Source organism: Streptomyces sp. Ncost-T10-10d, from assembly GCF_900091955.1.
Classification (GTDB): Bacteria; Actinomycetota; Actinomycetes; order Streptomycetales; family Streptomycetaceae; genus Streptomyces.
In genome coordinates, this window is sequence record NZ_FMDF01000182.1 from 173,016 (window position 1) to 188,513 (window position 15,498).

Genomic DNA, 15,498 nt, shown 5'->3' on the forward strand with positions numbered 1-15,498 from the left:
GAGCACCACTGAGCGCTCTCCCCCTGGTGAGCTCCGGGATCCGGTAAGGGCGTTCAGCCCAGTAGTTGGTCCAGTGTGTGGTCCGACTCGTCGAAAAAGCCCTCCGGCCATTCGGAGAGCGATCCGTCCTCGGCAACCGTCGGGGTGATGATCTCCACGCCAGCCCCGTTGCCCCGGAAGAAGTGAACCGCTGTGTCCCCGGCCGCGAGCCGCCCCTGCTTGACCGCGAGCCGGGTCCCGTCGAGTACATGGTCGCTGTGGGTCTCGACGACGAGCTGCGCGCCGGCGGACGCCGCGGCGGCGATGAGGGAGGCCATACGGGACTGGCCACGCGGGTGGAGATGGGCCTCGGGGTTCTCCAGCAGGATGAGGCTGCCGGGCCCGGCGGTGAGACACGCCACGACGATGGGGAGGGCGTACGTGAGACCGAAGCCGACGTTCGTCGGGCGTCGGCGCCGGGTGGAATCCAGGCCGGCGGTGCCGCCGAACCCGAAGCTGAGACGTACCGAGTCGATCCCGGGAATCTCCGAGGCTTCGAGGTTGACCCCGGGGCACAGCTCCTGCATCCACGCGACGACCTGGTCGAGCAGGGTGTGCCCGCCGGCCTCCGGGTGTCGGAGCGGGTGGCCGTCCGGTACGACGTCCTGCGCGTGGTGCCGCAGGAAGTTGACGGCGTGCTCGCCGCGTGCCCCGAGGAAACCGCGGCCGATCGCCTGGTGGTGAGACCGGGGATAGGTGGTGGCCGGCGTGATCCGGTCGGCCTTGAGGTACTGGAAGCGCCGGGAGAACAGAGGGACGTCACCCCAGTCCGCCGGGCGGGTGGAGCTTTCGAGCAGCAGGACATCCTGCTCCGGCGCGTACCGGGCGGACCAGGCGTACGACTCCTTGTCGGCGGTTTCGAACACGACGGAGATCAGCGGGTCCGTGCCCGGCCGCTCGATGGTGGGGTCCTCGTGTAGGAGGTCCTGGCCCGTGCCCAGCTCCACGAGGTCACCGTCGAGGAGGAAACCCCCACGGCTGTCGGCGTCCCCGTCGGTGGACATGAGGATGCCCGAGTCGTACGACTGGCGCAGCAGCGCCAGGGACTGCAGGACCGTGCTCTTGCCCGAGGAGTTGAGACCGGTGAGGAGCGTGACCGGGGCCAGCCGGATGTCGGCGGACCGGAACGCCTTGAAGTTGGTCAGTGACAACTGTTCGATCACTGGTTGCTGCCCCCGTTGGTCTGCAGGACGGTGCGGAAGAGTTCGCGGACTTTGGCGAAGCGGTCGACCACCTTGACTCGGTCGCCGGTGCCCACGGACACGGCCCGCTCGAAGTTCCGGTCGGTCATGAGCTGCTGGAAACCCTCGACCACCTGTTCGCGTGACGCTACCAGCGCAGATCGATCACGGTCCGAGAGAACGGCCAGATTCACGGAAACTGTCTCGAAGATGGCCTTGTTGACCGGTGAGCGTCGAGTCTGACCAGGGAACTGCTTACGGAAGGCATGGCCTTCGAAGATCTTTTCAGCCGTGACCATGGCCCGCCGGAAGTCATGGGCGTGCCCCTCCCGCTCGCCCTCGGTGAGCCGGTTGACCTGGCGCATGGTGAGCGCGAGGAACTGGTCGAAGTCCTGACTCCGGAACAGGTTGGGGTCGGTGAGTCGGAAAGCGAGATAGCGCAGCACCATCTCGCGGTCCGCCATCCGCTCGCTGTAGACGCCGTAGCTGGTGGCCGAGGCGAACTCCGGCGATTCGGCGAGCGAGGACAGGAGCTGCCGTGCCGGGCCGGGGATGAGCGCATGCCGGATCTCCTGGCGCGTCAGCGGGAGGCCGCCTGTGTTGATGCGCGCGAAGATGTTGAATTTGACCTCTTCCGGAGTCCCTGGACGGATGAGGTGGACGACCACCTGGCTTTCGTTGAGACGGATCTGCATGCGTCCTGACAGATCGTCGTACCCCTTGCCCTCGAAGTCGTCCTTGAGGTACTCCAGGCCGCGCAACTTCAGCGGCCCGGACTCTATCCCCACCTCCGCCAGTGCTCCGGGGGCGATGAACCGTGCGATGGCGGTGAGGCGCTGGATGCCGTCGACGATGGCCCAGGAACTGTCCTGGGCCCACGAGCTGTCGGTGAGTTCGGAGGCGTAGAAGGAGGGGATGGGGATGCGCAGGAGCAGGGACTCGATCAGACGGCTCTGCTGCTCGTCCGACCAGATGCCCGCCTTGCGCTGGAAGTCCGGGGCCAGATCGATCATCCCGTTGACCAGCCGGGAGATCAGCAGGTTGATCGTCGGGTTGAGGGTCTGGATCTCGATCTTGGACGGGTCGTACGGCGCCGTGATCCGCTCATCCGCGATGTCCGGCTCCTCGTCGGGCTGCTCCAGCTCGACATCGGTGCTCCGCCCGCCAGCTCCGATCTCCACCAGGAAGCCCCCGCTGTCCTCGGCGGACGCATCGTCCAGATAGCGGCCGTACAGCGACAGCTGGTCCTTCGGCTGGGGTGCGCGGTGGCTGCCGCTGTCCTCCGGTGACATGTCTTCGTGTCCGTTCCCTCGTAGGAGTGGCTTCCTTCCACCGTGACCGTCACATCGTAGGTCGCTGTACCTTCGGAGCCCGGTGAGAGGGGGAGCTGGTGCTGGGGAAACGCTATGACCAGCGTGTGCTGGTGCTCGTCGAGGTACGGGGGGAGCAACGCGACTGGGACGAGGCGGAGCGGGTGTTCGACCAGCGGGGATGGCCGGTCGTGACTGCGTTCGCCCGTGGTGAGGGCGCGTCGCGGGGTGTGCTGCGCGAGTCCGCCTCGGCACGGTTGTACTCCGTCGAGGTGCGGTTCTTCGGAGCCCGCAACCGGCGCACCGAGCAGGCGGCCGCCTGGCGGGTGGAGCAGCTGGCACGGGCGGCCGATCTGGAGATGTACGCCCGGCGCTGCGAGCTGGTGGACCGGGACCGGGAACAGCTGACCGGCTGGCGGGTGCATACGGTTGATCACAGACCACCTCGCGCACCCGCCTCGAGGCCGCTGACGTGGATGGCGAGATTGCGCCGAGCGGCCACAGTGTCACGTGCGCGCATTTCGGAGAGGTGCGGCTACCGCGACACCGGAATGGTGGTCACGGGTACGGCATCGGAAGCCCGTCGGCTCTCCCGAATGAACCTGCCCGGAGGTTCCGCTCCCGGGGCTGCCGTCGATGTACGGCCGTTCTACGGTCGGGAGCGAAGCCACATTGTTCCGCGTCGCGAGGAGGACGGTTGGCAGCGAATGTTCCGCGTCGTGGCCTGGCTGTTCGCCATGGTCTTCTGCGCGACGATCGCCCGGCAACACAGCGGTGTGCGGGCATGGGTGTGGGCCGGCATCGCGGTGCTGTGTTTCGTCGGGGGAGCCCGGCTTGCATATGGCCTGTTCGCGGTCGGCGGCCGTGCGGGGGGTCTTCTCATGTGCGGTGTGGTGGCGGTGTACCTCCGTGCCGTCTCCTTCGGCGCGGGCACGGGGAACGGCAGAGGCTGGACTCCGGTGGAGATGCTGTCGGTCTTCGCCGTCATGGCGACGGTGGGAGGGATCTGGCTGCTGGTCCGCCAGTGGACATGGGGTGAATGGCTCGCCTGTGCGGCGCCGCTCGTCTTCACGGTCGCCGTGTCCTTTGTGGTGGCCTCCGGATCGGTGCTGCACGCGCTGTACGCGGACAGTCTCGGCGTGGCACCCGATGACCTCGGCGTCCCCGGGATCGGGCAGGCCGCGTCGGCGGTGAAGCTGTTGAGCCTGCTCAGCTATGCCCTGTTCGTTCCGGCCCTCTGGGGCATCGCGAAGCACGCGCACGCACCGTTCGTCAGCCCCGTCGCGCGGCTGGGTGTCCCGTTGTACGTGCTCACCCAGGTAATGGTGGTGTCGGTGTGTGGGCTGGGGGCCCTGGACTCGGCGCGTGAGGCGGTCGAGGACTTCCGTACGGCCGCGGTCCGGAAGACGGCGCCACCTTCGTACTTCGGGGTGGAACCGGAGTGGGTGTGTGCCGAGCCGACGGTTCCCGCGGCGAAACTCGGCAGCCGGGGTGGTGTTCTGAAGCCCGAGCGTCCGTACCTGTCGTTCGGGGAGGCAGGAGGAACGGTGTCGCTCTGGGACGAGTCGGCGGGCACGGCACTGCAGATGCCCGCCGAGCAGGTACGCCTCGTTCCTGCGGCCGACGGCCGGGTCCGGTGCACCTTCTCGTACGGGACCCTGCTGAAGGACGGCTGACCCCTGTCAGCCCGGGGAACGCTCGTCGGGTTCGAAGAACGACATCTGGTCCCCGAGCAGCGCCGGCTTCGACTTGCCGACTTTCGAGGGAGTGGCGGGGGCACGCTTCTTGGCCTGGCGTTTACCAGCCTTGCGGGAGTGGGCGCGCCGTTGCCGCTCCCGTACCGTCTCCCCAGGGAGGCGGCCGTCCCCGAGTTCCGCCGCGATAGTGACGGAGTACCCCTCCAAGGCACGCTCCGACCCCAGAGCGAGCAGTTCCTCCCGGGACGTGCCCACGGTCCCGGCCAGGCCGTGCTTGACGAGCTCGACGAACTGGCTGTTGATCAAGTGCCGGTCGGCGTAGGAGTAGCCGAGGCGTCTGCCGCCGTTCGGTCCCAGAGTGCAGTCGTCCTGGAGGAGCAGGCGTACGTAGGACAACGGGAGGTACATGCCCGCTGCGGGACCGCCGGGGTCGGCCTGGCTGTCCTCCGGCCAGTAGGCGAGCTTGAGGAAGCAGGGATCGCTTCCCAGCCGCCAGTCGTGAGGAGCGTGGGGCTGCCGGCTGGCCTGCGCCACGGCCTCCAGCCGGTCGAGCTGGTCGCGCAGGCGGTCGTCCACGTACACCCAGCGCTCGATGGAGGGGAGGCGTTTGTACTGGACCATCACGAAACTTCCGGTGGCCTCGTGGTAGTAGATCAGGTCGCTGCCCAGCCGTCCCTCAACGGGAGTGGCGTTGACGTTGGCGACTTCGATGTACCGCCCTTCGTGTTCGAATACGTGGATGTCGCAGCGGAAGTCCGGGCCGTCCCAGGGCCGGAGGAGCCTCGGGCCGGGCATGGAATGGGCGGCATCGTGCTCGATCAGACTCTGTTCGGTGGGTTCGGGGATCAGCCCGGCGAGGTAGGTGTCGTGGCGACTCGGGGGACGGAGCCATGCGCTGAGAGGAGCGAGAGGGAACTCGCCGATGGTGAGCGCAAGGCGCGCGGAGTCGTATTGCTCCTGCCAGGAGCGGTCCTCGACGCGGGAACTGTCGAAGGGGGCCTGATTCGCGACGCTGGTCAGATGGTCGAGAAGCTCGGCGAACCGTGGTCCGAGACCGCGCAGCGCGGCGACGAGGCACTGACCGAGCTCGTCGGGGAGTACAGCGACTTCGCTGGAGAGCATGGAGGTGAGTTCTGCGGCGTCCTCCCGGGACAGCGACGCTGTCACTGCGGCCAGCTCCACCCGCGCGGGACTGCGCCACAGCGGCTCCACCCTGATCAGGGCGTCCCGGGTGGCGATCTTTCTGCCCTTGGGGTGTTTCACCACGCCGAGCCAGCGCAGCTGGTAGGCGGGGTCGGCGGTGCCTGACGCGGGACGGATACGCGCGAACACGAGCGTGACCTGGGGAGACAGGTCTCGTGGCCGCATGGACGAACCCATGGTCTTGCCCATGAACTGGTCCAGCTGCAACTGCCAGTCGATGTCGTCGAGTTCTTCTGCGGAGAGGGAGATTGCGTAGACCACGGACGGCAGCGTATGGGATCACCGGTCCGGGGGAGTGCTGATCTCCGCCCAGACGGTCTTACCGGGGGCGGCTACGCGGGGTGTGGTGCCCCAGTGGGTGGCGAGGGCCGCCACGAGGAGCAGGCCACGGCCGGCTTCGGCGTCCGGCACGGGGGAGGCGAGGTCGGGAATCCGCTCGGTGCGGGTGTCGGTGACCTCGATACGGATGGTCGTGGCGTCGGCGTCCGAGTCGACGGTGAGGCGGACATGGAAGTCCCGGCCGGGGACGTGGCCGTGGCGCACGGCGTTCGCGGTGAGCTCGGCGGCGAGGAGGGTGACGGTGTCGTTGGCGGTCGTGTTGTACGGGTGGCCCCAATCGTGGAGCCGGTGCGAGACGAGACGCCGGGCGAGCCGTGCGCCGCGTGGGGTGGATGTGAAACGCATGTCGAACTCCTGGGCGGGGGCACTGGGTTCGTGCTCCGGCTGTGTGGGGTGAGTTGTGGATTTCATGCCGCCAACGGTGGCGTTGCGTGAGTACCGTTGACCAGGAGTGACGCGCGGACGGGTACGGGCTGTATGCGTCGGTGCGGAGGGTGTCGGCGGTACGGGGCGTGACCGGCGGGACGGCCGGGGCGTTGGGCGTGGGAGGTGCGGATCATGGACGATCAGCAGGCGGAAGTCGGGTACGAGACCGAGCAGGGGGCGACAGGCATCCTGCAGGTCTTCGGGCGGCAGCTGAAGCGGTTCCGGGAGTGGGCGGGACTTGAAAGACCGGAGTTCGGGGCGAGGACGGGGTACTCGGCGTCGACCATCGCGGCGTTCGAACAGGGGAGGCGGATCCCGCCGGGGAAGTTCATCGACCAGGCGGATGAGTTGCTGGGTGCGCGCGGCATCTTGAAGGAGATGAAGGAGGAGGTGGCGCGGGCTCAGTACCCGGCGTTCTTCCAGGGCGCGGCAAAGCTGGAGAAGGGGGCCGTGGAACTGCATGTGTTTGCAACGAAGGCCATTCCGGGTTTGCTGCAGACGGAGGAGTACGCGCGGGCGGTCTGTGTGATGTGGCGGCCGTTGCTGGCCGAGGAGACCGTCGAGCAGCGAGTGGCGGCGCGTCTGGCTCGGCAGGCGATCTTCTCGCGGATGCCGCAGCCCACCATCAGCTTCGTCATCGAGGAGTCGCTCCTGCACCGCCCGTTCGGAGGGCGGGCTGTCATGCGCGGCCAGTTGGAGCTGATCCTTCTTTGCGGGCAGCGGCGCAACGTCGAAATCCAGGTGATGCCGACCGAGGTGGAGGAGCACGCTGGACTTGAAGGTCCCTTCACCTTGATCGAAACACGAGAGGGGCGGAGGATCGCCTACGTGGAGGGGTACAAGGACAGCCGTCTGTACACAGAGCGGAAGTCGGTCCGAGAGCTTGAGGAGCAGTACGGCATCCTCAGGGCACAGGCGCTCACTCCGCGCGAAACTCTTGCCCTCGTCGAGAAGCTGCTGGGAGATGCATGAACACCGAAGATTCTGCTGGAACCGTGCCTGAGTCGGCCTGGTTCAAGAGCAGTTACAGCACCGGATCGGGCGGCGAGTGCGTGGAGGTGGCGAACGCCGTCGGTTCGACGCACGTCCGTGACTCGAAGAACAAGGCCGGGGCCATGCTGAGCTTCGACGCGGGCCACTGGGCGACGTTCGTCGCCTTCGCGTCGCGCTGACCTGCACAGCAACGCGAGCCGCGCCAACCCTGGTTGGCGCGGCCCGTTCGTCTTCCTACGCGTCAGCCTTCACGGGCGGCGTCCACCGGCCAGCAGCGATCTCCGCGTCGAGCCGAGCGGAGAAGTGCGCGTGCGCAGCCCGCATCTCGGTCTCGCGGTCGGCCTTGTAGAAGGGCGCGGTGTACCCCTCGGGCGGCGGGACGGTGGCCGGGTTGGCCAGGTGATCGAGGAGAGCCGGGTAGGTCTCCTTGGTCTGGCCGAACCCGTGGGTGTGGTGGCTAGCTGCGATCTTGCGGCCATTGGCGTCGAAATACATCTCCGACTCGCGTTGGGCCAGGATGTAAAAGCGCGACCTGTAGATCGTTGTCAATTGGTCGGCGCTGATGCCGAGCCACACTGAGACAAGGGCGTCCAATTCGACTAGTGCGGCACGCCGTTCGTACTCGCTGCGAAGCGGAGTGTCGTGTGCCCAAGCTGGTGCTAGGTGCTGCGCGAGGAGTGAGAGATTAGGCCAAGAGTGCGCCCAGTCCTCGTAATGTGGCCACGTGGCGTGGAATAGCTCCTCCCAGAGGGGGGCATAAGCGTTGGTCAGGCAGTTGAGGCGCAGTGTACGAAGAAGGAGCGCGGGAGCCAGGGGGTGATTTGAAGCGGGTGCAGGCATCTTGACTGCGTCCGAAACCACAAGATGGGAACGGCTCGTGATGCGGAGTAGGTAGTCGAGGGGCAGGGAAGCCCAGAATCCGGCATTCAAGGCAGTGGTGAGGTTGTCTGCGAGTGCCATTGAGCGCACCGTGTCGAGGTGTGCCGGACCTGGCGGAATCAGAGCTGCGAACAGGCTCCGCTCAGTGTCGAGGGGGATCATGCTTCGCCAGGCGAGACGGAAATATTTCGTGTACGGGGCACCATCCCATTGATCCTGGGCGTTGAGATAGCGATCTGGGTCACACGCGCGCACGTAGTTAGTGCGAGGAACCACTTCCTCGGGGAGCCGTGTGAGGTCCCAAGATTCGTAGTCGTTCCGATTTCGCAGCGGGATGTTCGGCTGCTTCTCGAACGGGGTGGCGATACCGAAATGGGGTCCTTGGAGAATGGCCTCTGAGAGTGTGAAGGGCGCGCCAGTGGCATGACGGTACAGTCCGAGCTTCTTCGTAGCCAGATTCTCGAACATTCCGACGCTGATGCGAGGGTTCTGTGCTCCCAGGCGATTTCTGAACGAAGAGAGTGCAGTGATGGCGCCTTGCTCGTTGCCGGTTACCGGATAGAGCATGGTGGCCTGACGGGCCGACCCATCTGCCTCACCGGAAAGTTCTTGCCATTGGGCTAGGAGGTCATCGTTGACAATTACAAGACGGGCCCGGTGTGGGCGGACATCCCAAGAGCCCTCATGCTTGATGCCGGGGGAATTTCCAGCCCCGTTGTGGGATAGTGACGCAGATAGGGTCTCCGGCGCAAAAAGCCAACTCATGTGCTTAAAGTTTACGACACCTGGGTGGCTGTAGATATTGATCGAGAATTGTCGCGTTTCTTTAATCTCGGTGAAAATGCGACGCTGATTCCAATAATGTGCATGGAGGCGCAGGTGTGTGTATGTTGCCGCCCGGAGCAGGCCTTCCTGTGCTCCGCTGAAGTGAGTGTCTGGGTGGATTAGGCCAGTCATTCCGGGTGGGCTTGAATTTTTCCATGTCTGACACATGAATGCGCGGTAGAGATTGGCGCGGGTTCCGGCGATTAGGGGATATGTGGATTCACTTCCGAGTGTGGCTACCGTGCCGGAATTGTTCGAGAGTTCATTCAGGAAGAACGATTTCCTTGCGCCTCCCTTGATTATTTCCTCCTTCCGCTCGCGCCACTCTGTCATGTCTGGCTTGTCCGTGAGGGAGAACCACGGATCCAGCTCGGCCAGTATGGTGCGCTCATCCCAGTCGGGACGTACCCAAGGCGGGTTGCCCACCTGGAGGTCGTATCCGCCCCGCTCAAAGACCTGCGCATACTCCAGCTCCCAGTGGAAGAACCCCTGCTGCGTGGCGATGTCCTTCGACTGGGCCGCCCACGGGAACCTGGACTCCAACCAGTAAGACCGATCCATCCCCATCAAGTCCGGCAGCGCGTCCTCATACGGCGTCAGCTCCGTCAAGGACTCGAACTCGGCGACCAGCGATTCCGCCGGCACGTCCTGCGTCCCCAGCAGCGACTCCGCGAAGTCGATCCAGTCGTCCAGGTTCGCCAGCGGGATCACCTCGCGGCGCCGATCAGCGATGGACTCCTTGCGGCGGCCCATCCGGCGCTTGGCCACGGCCTCCTGGGTGAGGGAGAGTTGCTTGGCCTCCGTGCCGAAACCGGGGAGGGCCTCTTCCTCCCAGGACATCAGGACTCCGGCGTCCTCGTCCTCCGCCCCCGAGACGACCACCTCGTACGCGGCCGACTGCTCGGCCAACTCCGCCGCCTGCCGGTAACGAGGATTCGTACCATTCAGCAGCGACGTCTCCTGGACCGGCCAGAACCACAGCGCGCACCACGCGTCCATCAGCGTCTTCAGGCGCCAGTACGGGGTGTCTACCGCCTCAAGGTCCGCCAGGACCTCTTCTCGCTGGACCGCCTCCACCGGCTGCCGCAGCCACTCCGGCTCCGCGTCCCAGACGTCGATCTTGCGGCTGATGTCCCGCTCGGAGATCTCCAGGCGGCGCACCACCAGCTGCCACAGGTACTCCGCTCGGCGCGCGAGTCCCTGGAGACGGACCGTCTGCTTCGCGCTCGGCGACTTCGTGATCGCCTTGCGCCAGGCGCCGAGTGCCTTCGCCTCCTCCGGCGCCAGGGCCTTCGCCTCCTTCTCGGCGGCAACAGCGCCCCACTCCTTCGCCGGGAGGAGGAAGTGGTGGACCGAGCCCGACGGCAGCCCCGACCCCGCATCCGAGAGAGGGAAGCGTTCAGGCGTGGCGCCCAGCCAGCCGCCCTTCTTCAGGCGTTCCGGGCCGTAGATCTCCCTACGGCCGCCAATCAGGGAGTTGCCCCGTCGCAGGTGGAGGCCGAACCACGGCGCCTCCATGCCCGGGTGCATCGTGTTCAGCCACAGCGAGACCTCGGCCAGCTCGACCGCCGTCGAGTTGAGGTCCACGCCGTACGAGTTGTGCAACGCGATGTACGCCTTGGCCTTCTGGAGCTCCACCGGGTACTGCTCGGTGTCGATCGCCCGGCCGGTCTCCTCCTGGCGGCGGCGCAGGTACTCGGCCGCGACCTGGTTGATGGCCTCGTTGAGGAACGCGCCCGAGCCGAGGGCCGGCTCGCAGATCTTCCAGTCCAGGAGTTCCCGGGCCTCCGTGACCGTGTCGTCCTGGTCCAGGCGGTGCTGCAAGGCCAGCTGGACCGTGACCTTCGTCAGGGATTCCGGCGTGTAGTACGACGCCGAGGTCTGGCGGTCGCGGCCGGAGAGGCGGTAGACGAACGAGCCCGGGCGGTACCGGACCCGGACATCGGCGCCCGTCTCCTCGTCCCGGCGGCACACGAAGACGGAATCCGCGTACTCGTCGGCCTTCGAGGACGGGATCAGCCAGGAACCGTCCTTCGGGTCGCCGTTCTTCGCGACCTCGTACAGTTCCTCGCCCGCGATGAAGCCCGCGTACGACATCAGCCCCTCGTACACCGCGCCCAGCTGGTTGATGCCGAGCTGCGCGTACGAGATGAAGCCGCCGCGTTCGCCCTTTCTGCCCCGGGTCAGCATCAGTTTCCGCAGGACCTTGTACAGGGTGGCGTTGCGGAGCCGTGTGTCCAGGTAGCGCGGGCCCTCGTCCGAGTCGTCGTCGTGGCGGGGGTCCTTGACCGACTCCGCGCCGATGAGGCGGATCGACTCCGGTTCGAAGAGCTTCGAGTGGAGGGGTTCGAAGCGGAGGCCGACGTCTTCGGAATCCTTCTCCGTCACCCCGTGCGTGCGGCGCGGCCGGTAGCCCTCCTGGACCTTGCTGAAGAGCAGGTCCAGGGACTCGTACAGGTACACGCCCTCGCGGGCCTTCTCGCCCAGCAGATCCCGCTCGGCGACCAGCTCGCCGAGGCGGCCGAGGCCGTACCCCTGGTGGTACTCGGGGTAGTCGGACGGAAGGATGCCGAGCTCCGGGCGGGCCTCCGCGTACAGGAGGAACAAGATGCGGTACAGGTAGCGGAGCGACTCGCGGGTGAGCTGCCGGGAGAGTTCCGGGAGTTCCTTCACGTCCTCCAGGCGGACTCCGTCATGGCTGGTGATCCGTTCCAGGACCTCGTTCGCGATGAGTTCCACGGATTCGCGCAGGCCGTCCCGGAGTTCGGAAGAGACGCCCACAGCATGCTTCGTGGACTTGTCGACGAGCCCGGCGAGCGGGTTCTCGCCGCCCTCCTCCGGAGTGCGCAGCGAGTCCGCGCCGAACAGGGCGGCCAGGGTGTCGAGTTCCTGGCCGTCCTTGGTGTTGTTGCGGTCCAGGGCCGTGTCCAGGGAGGCCGCCAGGTAGCGGCCCTCACCCCATGCCGCCCGGTCCGCGAGGACGATCACGCCGCCGGCGAGCAGCAGCACGTAACGTGGCGCGTCCTCGCTCGCGAAGAGGAACGAGGCCAGCTTCGAGCCCGTACGGAGGGAGCTGGACGCGTCCAGCTGTACGGGGGTGAGGAGGCGGCCGGGGCCGTCCGGGTCCAGGGCCGCGTCGGGTTCGGCAGCCCAGCCGCAGTCGACGGCCACCAGGCCCGGTTCGGCGTGCGCGACGGGGATCTCGTACGTGTGGTCCGCCCGGGACACCGTCAACGTCCGGGGCTTGGTGTCGTAGCCGAAGGCACGGAGAACGGAGGCATTGAGGGAGGTCGCGCGCTCGCGCCACTCGGGTGCGTCGTACGTCGTCGCGTCGTCGGGCGTGAGCGCCGCCTCCGCGAAGAAGGCGCGGGTGCGGAAGTACGGGCGGCGCAGGGCGCGCAGACCCAGGCGGGGCGTGACTGGGAGGGCGTCCGGGTCCGGTTCCTGCTCGGAGTCCGAGGACAAGGACTTGGCCTCCTCCTCGCGGGTCTTCCAGGCCGCGAGGAGTCCGGACTTGAGGTCCTTCGGGAAGACCTCGGCCAGGTAGTGCGCGGAGAAGTAGTCACCGCGGTTGACCAGGGAGTCGTACGTCATGGGGATTCTCCTAGGCGTGCGCGGCGGAGCCGTGGGCGGAGTCGAGGACGGCCAGGACGCGCAGCATCGGGCGGCCCGTCGTCAGCAGGGAGTCGGCGAGGCGGGAGAGGTCGTCCTTGGTCTCCTCGCCCGCGAGGGTGGGTTGTTCCCACTGGCCCAGGCGCTGCCGGTACTCCTCGATCGGGGCGAGGAGCGCCTTGTCCCACTCCGAGCTGTGGCGCGAGAGGAAGGCCTCGGCGGCGTCCAGGGCCGCCGGGATGCCGGCCCGCAAGCGGTCCACGTCGTGGGGCCTCAACGGGTTGGCCATCGTCGGGACGATGCCCGCCTCGCGCAGCGTCCCCACCATGTCGTCCGTGACGTCCTCGCCCGTGACGGCCATCCACTTCACGACAGTCGGGCGGCCAAGGGCGTTGGAGTAGATGCCCTGAACGAGGTACACAGGGGCCTCGACATCGGCCGTGATGACCGGGGCCTCCTGGCGGCCCAGCTTCACAAGGACCTTGTCGGTCAGCCACTCCACCACCGGGTGGAGGTCGGTGAGCAGGGAGATCTCCGGCCAGCTGGAGGTGCCCGACTCGCGGGCCCGTACGAGCGCGCGGTCGGCCAGCTTGCGGTTGAGGGTGACCAGCAGGCGCTCGCTCAGGCGCTGCTCGCGGCGGTAGTCGGGCGGCAGCGCCTTCAGCCGGTGCACCAGGTCGACCGGGGGCTTGAAGGAGATCAGGCCGTTCTCGGGATCGTGGTCCATCCCTAGGGACTGCTGGGCGTCCGGGAAGACCTCCCGTACCGCCTCGTCGACGAACTCGCGCGTGGTCGTGAAGAGACGGGGCACGTGGGCTTTCGGCGGGGCGGCCGAGGAACCGTCCGATGCGGGAGCCTCGACGGCGGGCTCGGCGGACACGTCGTCGACCTGGGCGAAGAAGTCGGCCAGGAAGTCGTCCGCCCCGCCCGCCTCATCGGCGGTGTGCTGGAGCGATTCGTCGACCGTGCGGCCCTTGAGGAGGTCCTGGATCAGCGACTTCTCCTCGACCTCCGCGCGGTACAGGCCGGAGACCGCCTCCGCCGTGCCGAGCGAGCGGTGTGCCTCGTCCTCCCGCTCAAGGAGACGCTCGGCGACGGTGCGGTCGTCCTTCGCGCCGTCCACCTCGCTGGTCAGGATCAGGGCGCGGAACTGCGGCTTGTGGACCTGCCCGTAACGGTCGATACGGCCGTTGCGCTGCTCGATGCGGATCAGCGACCACGGAACGTCGTAGTGGATGAGCTGATGGCACTGCCGGTGGAGGTTGACACCCTCGGAGGCCACATCACCGGTGAAGAGGATGCGTACGGGTGCGTCGGCGAGGCCGAAGTCCTCGACGCACTGCATCTGCTGCTCGTCGGAGAGGCCGCCGTGCATCACACGGGCCGCTTCCTCCAGGGCCTTGCCCTTGAAACCGAGCGCGGCCGGCACGGCGGACCGCAGCCACTCCAGGGTCTGGATACGCTCGGAGAAGACCACGACGCGTGTCTCGCTGCGCGGTCCGACCCCGATCGCCTTCAACTGCTCGACGAGAGCAGCGAACTTGGCCGAGTCCTGCGCGGTCAGACCGGCCGTCAGCTCCCGCAGACGCTGGAGCGCGGCCAGCTCGGCGCCCGTGGCGTCCGGGTCGTTCTTCTTCTCCAGCGTCTTGATACGGGTCTCGACCGTCGAACTCAGCGCGGCGTGCGAGGAGAGGAAGGACTTGAGCAGGGTGTACGGGAACAGCGGGACCTCGCTCACCGAGCGGCCCTCGGCGGGCAGCCAGACCTGGGCCAGTTCCTCGAAGATCTTCTCCTCGGCCGGGGTCGCCGGACAGTGCACCGACTCGGAAGGGCCCCGGTCGGCCCACTGGCCAGACATCTTCTCCCGTACCTCGGCGCTGACCTTGGTACGGCGGATGAACAGGTGCTTGATGTCCTCGGCCGAGTACCGCTCCGGGTCACGGATCGCCGCCGGGTCGAGCAGTGCGATCAGCTCGGCGAACGAGCGGGCGTTGCCGTTGTGCGGGGTGGCGCTGGCGAGGATGAGGGCGTCCGTCTGCGGGGCGAGGAGCTGCGCGAGCTGGTTGCGCAGCGAGCCGCGGTTGATCAGGTTGTGAGACTCGTCGATGACGACGGCGTCCCACCGGATGTGCTCCAGGTGGTGCTTGTACTGATCGGTGTTCTTGAGGGTGTCGATCGAGACGATCACACGCTTGAAGAACGTGAAGGGGTTCCGGCCCGCCGGGATCTCCCGCTGGATCCGCTCGATGCCCGCGGAGTCGAGGCGGATCAGCGGGATGGCGAACCGCGTCCACAGCTCGTGCTGGAACTGCTCCAGAACGTGCTGTGGGGTCACGACGAGGATCCGCTCACCGCGGCCGCGGCGGATCAGCTCGGCGAGGGTGAGCCCGATCTCCAGTGTCTTGCCGAGGCCGACGACGTCCGCGATCAGCATGCGCGGGCGCAGGTTCCGGCCCGAGAGCGCGAGCTGTGCGGGCCGCTGCTGGTAGGGGAGCGAGTCGAGCAGGAAGCTGTCGGCGAGGGCCAGGCCGCGCTCGGACTGGGGCAGTGGGGTCTTGCGCAGGATCGCTTCGAGGAAGAGTCGGCTGCGGCGGAAGTTCGGGGAGTCGTCGCTGATCAGGGTGGTCTTGGCGGGGTCCATCAGCTCGATGCCGGGCGCGCCGTCGCGGGTGCGCTCCAGGCCGGTGAAGAAGACGGCCTCCTGATCGCGGACGAACTCGGAGATCCCGACGGCCTCGATGCGGTCGCCGTCATGATCGGTCCGGGTGACGTTCTTGACCAGCCATTCCTCATCGCGTACGACGATCTGGGCGCCGGGCGGGAGACTCGTACCGGTGCCCGGGATGGGCTGCCGACCGGGCTGCCGACTGGACTGCTGGGCGGTCACCCGCGGTACCTCCTGATAGCTGCTGAACTGGATAGATCTTCGTGCGGGCCGCGGGCCCGGACAAGGGGCGATGGTCACCTCTGTCCGGCGCGCCCTGGCGCCTCGTG

General features: G+C 67.2%; 9 protein-coding genes. 3 read left to right on the forward strand and 6 right to left on the reverse strand.

Annotated features, from left to right (window positions below; all coding sequences use genetic code 11):
• Nucleotides 1-53: 53 nt before the first annotated feature.
• Nucleotides 54-1,202 carry an AAA family ATPase gene (locus GA0115254_RS33260; protein WP_093898985.1) on the reverse strand — a complete coding sequence of 383 codons (1,149 nt, stop codon included), beginning with the start codon at nt 1,200-1,202 and terminating at the stop codon, nt 54-56.
• Complete coding sequence (locus tag GA0115254_RS33265) at nt 1,199-2,512, reverse strand: DUF262 domain-containing protein (RefSeq protein ID WP_093898986.1); 1,314 nt, start codon at nt 2,510-2,512, stop codon at nt 1,199-1,201. The genes GA0115254_RS33260 and GA0115254_RS33265 overlap by 4 nt, the downstream gene beginning before the upstream one ends.
• A 98-nt stretch (nt 2,513-2,610) precedes the next feature.
• Between GA0115254_RS33265 and GA0115254_RS33270 the strand changes: the two genes are divergently transcribed.
• Nucleotides 2,611-4,206, forward strand: a complete 1,596-nt coding sequence (locus tag GA0115254_RS33270; protein WP_256102899.1) for an NnrS multi-domain protein — start codon at nt 2,611-2,613, stop codon at nt 4,204-4,206.
• A gap of 6 nt (nt 4,207-4,212) precedes the next feature.
• Here GA0115254_RS33270 and GA0115254_RS33275 read toward each other — a convergent pair whose 3' ends face one another.
• Both GA0115254_RS33275 and GA0115254_RS33280 read right to left on the reverse strand, forming a co-directional pair.
• The gene (locus GA0115254_RS33275; RefSeq protein ID WP_093898987.1) at nt 4,213-5,691 is read right to left on the reverse strand and encodes a hypothetical protein; all 1,479 of its coding nucleotides are present in this window, start codon (nt 5,689-5,691) and stop codon (nt 4,213-4,215) included.
• Between the two features lie 18 nt (nt 5,692-5,709).
• Nucleotides 5,710-6,180, reverse strand: coding sequence for an ATP-binding protein (locus tag GA0115254_RS33280; RefSeq protein ID WP_370740982.1), 471 nt, complete (start codon nt 6,178-6,180; stop codon nt 5,710-5,712).
• 147 nt (nt 6,181-6,327) lie between these two features.
• On the opposite strand from GA0115254_RS33280, the gene GA0115254_RS33285 reads away from it, so the two are divergent.
• Both GA0115254_RS33285 and GA0115254_RS33290 read left to right on the forward strand, forming a co-directional pair.
• The gene (locus tag GA0115254_RS33285) at nt 6,328-7,167 is read left to right on the forward strand and encodes a helix-turn-helix domain-containing protein (RefSeq protein WP_093898989.1); all 840 of its coding nucleotides are present in this window, start codon (nt 6,328-6,330) and stop codon (nt 7,165-7,167) included.
• Nucleotides 7,168-7,190: 23 nt separating this feature from the next.
• Nucleotides 7,191-7,367, forward strand: coding sequence for a DUF397 domain-containing protein (locus tag GA0115254_RS33290; protein WP_370740983.1), 177 nt, complete (start codon nt 7,191-7,193; stop codon nt 7,365-7,367).
• 55 nt (nt 7,368-7,422) lie between these two features.
• Here the strand turns inward: GA0115254_RS33290 and GA0115254_RS33295 are convergent, their stop codons facing one another.
• Together GA0115254_RS33295 and GA0115254_RS33300 are read right to left on the reverse strand one after the other, a co-directional pair.
• The gene (locus tag GA0115254_RS33295; RefSeq protein ID WP_093898991.1) at nt 7,423-12,486 is read right to left on the reverse strand and encodes a restriction endonuclease; all 5,064 of its coding nucleotides are present in this window, start codon (nt 12,484-12,486) and stop codon (nt 7,423-7,425) included.
• Between the two features lie 10 nt (nt 12,487-12,496).
• Nucleotides 12,497-15,391: a DEAD/DEAH box helicase gene (locus GA0115254_RS33300; RefSeq protein WP_370740984.1), complete on the reverse strand. Its 2,895-nt coding sequence runs from the start codon at nt 15,389-15,391 to the stop codon at nt 12,497-12,499.
• Nucleotides 15,392-15,498: the final 107 nt, after the last annotated feature.

Bases quoted from the DNA above. Each gene is read 5' to 3' on its own strand.
- GA0115254_RS33285 (WP_093898989.1), top strand. From the start codon at position 6,328: ATGGACGATCAGCAGGCGGAAGTCGGGTACGAGACCGAGCAGGGGGCG.
- GA0115254_RS33265 (WP_093898986.1), bottom strand. From the start codon at position 2,512: ATGTCACCGGAGGACAGCGGCAGCCACCGCGCACCCCAGCCGAAGGAC.
- GA0115254_RS33295 (WP_093898991.1), bottom strand. From the start codon at position 12,486: ATGACGTACGACTCCCTGGTCAACCGCGGTGACTACTTCTCCGCGCAC.
- GA0115254_RS33280 (WP_370740982.1), bottom strand. From the start codon at position 6,180: ATGAAATCCACAACTCACCCCACACAGCCGGAGCACGAACCCAGTGCC.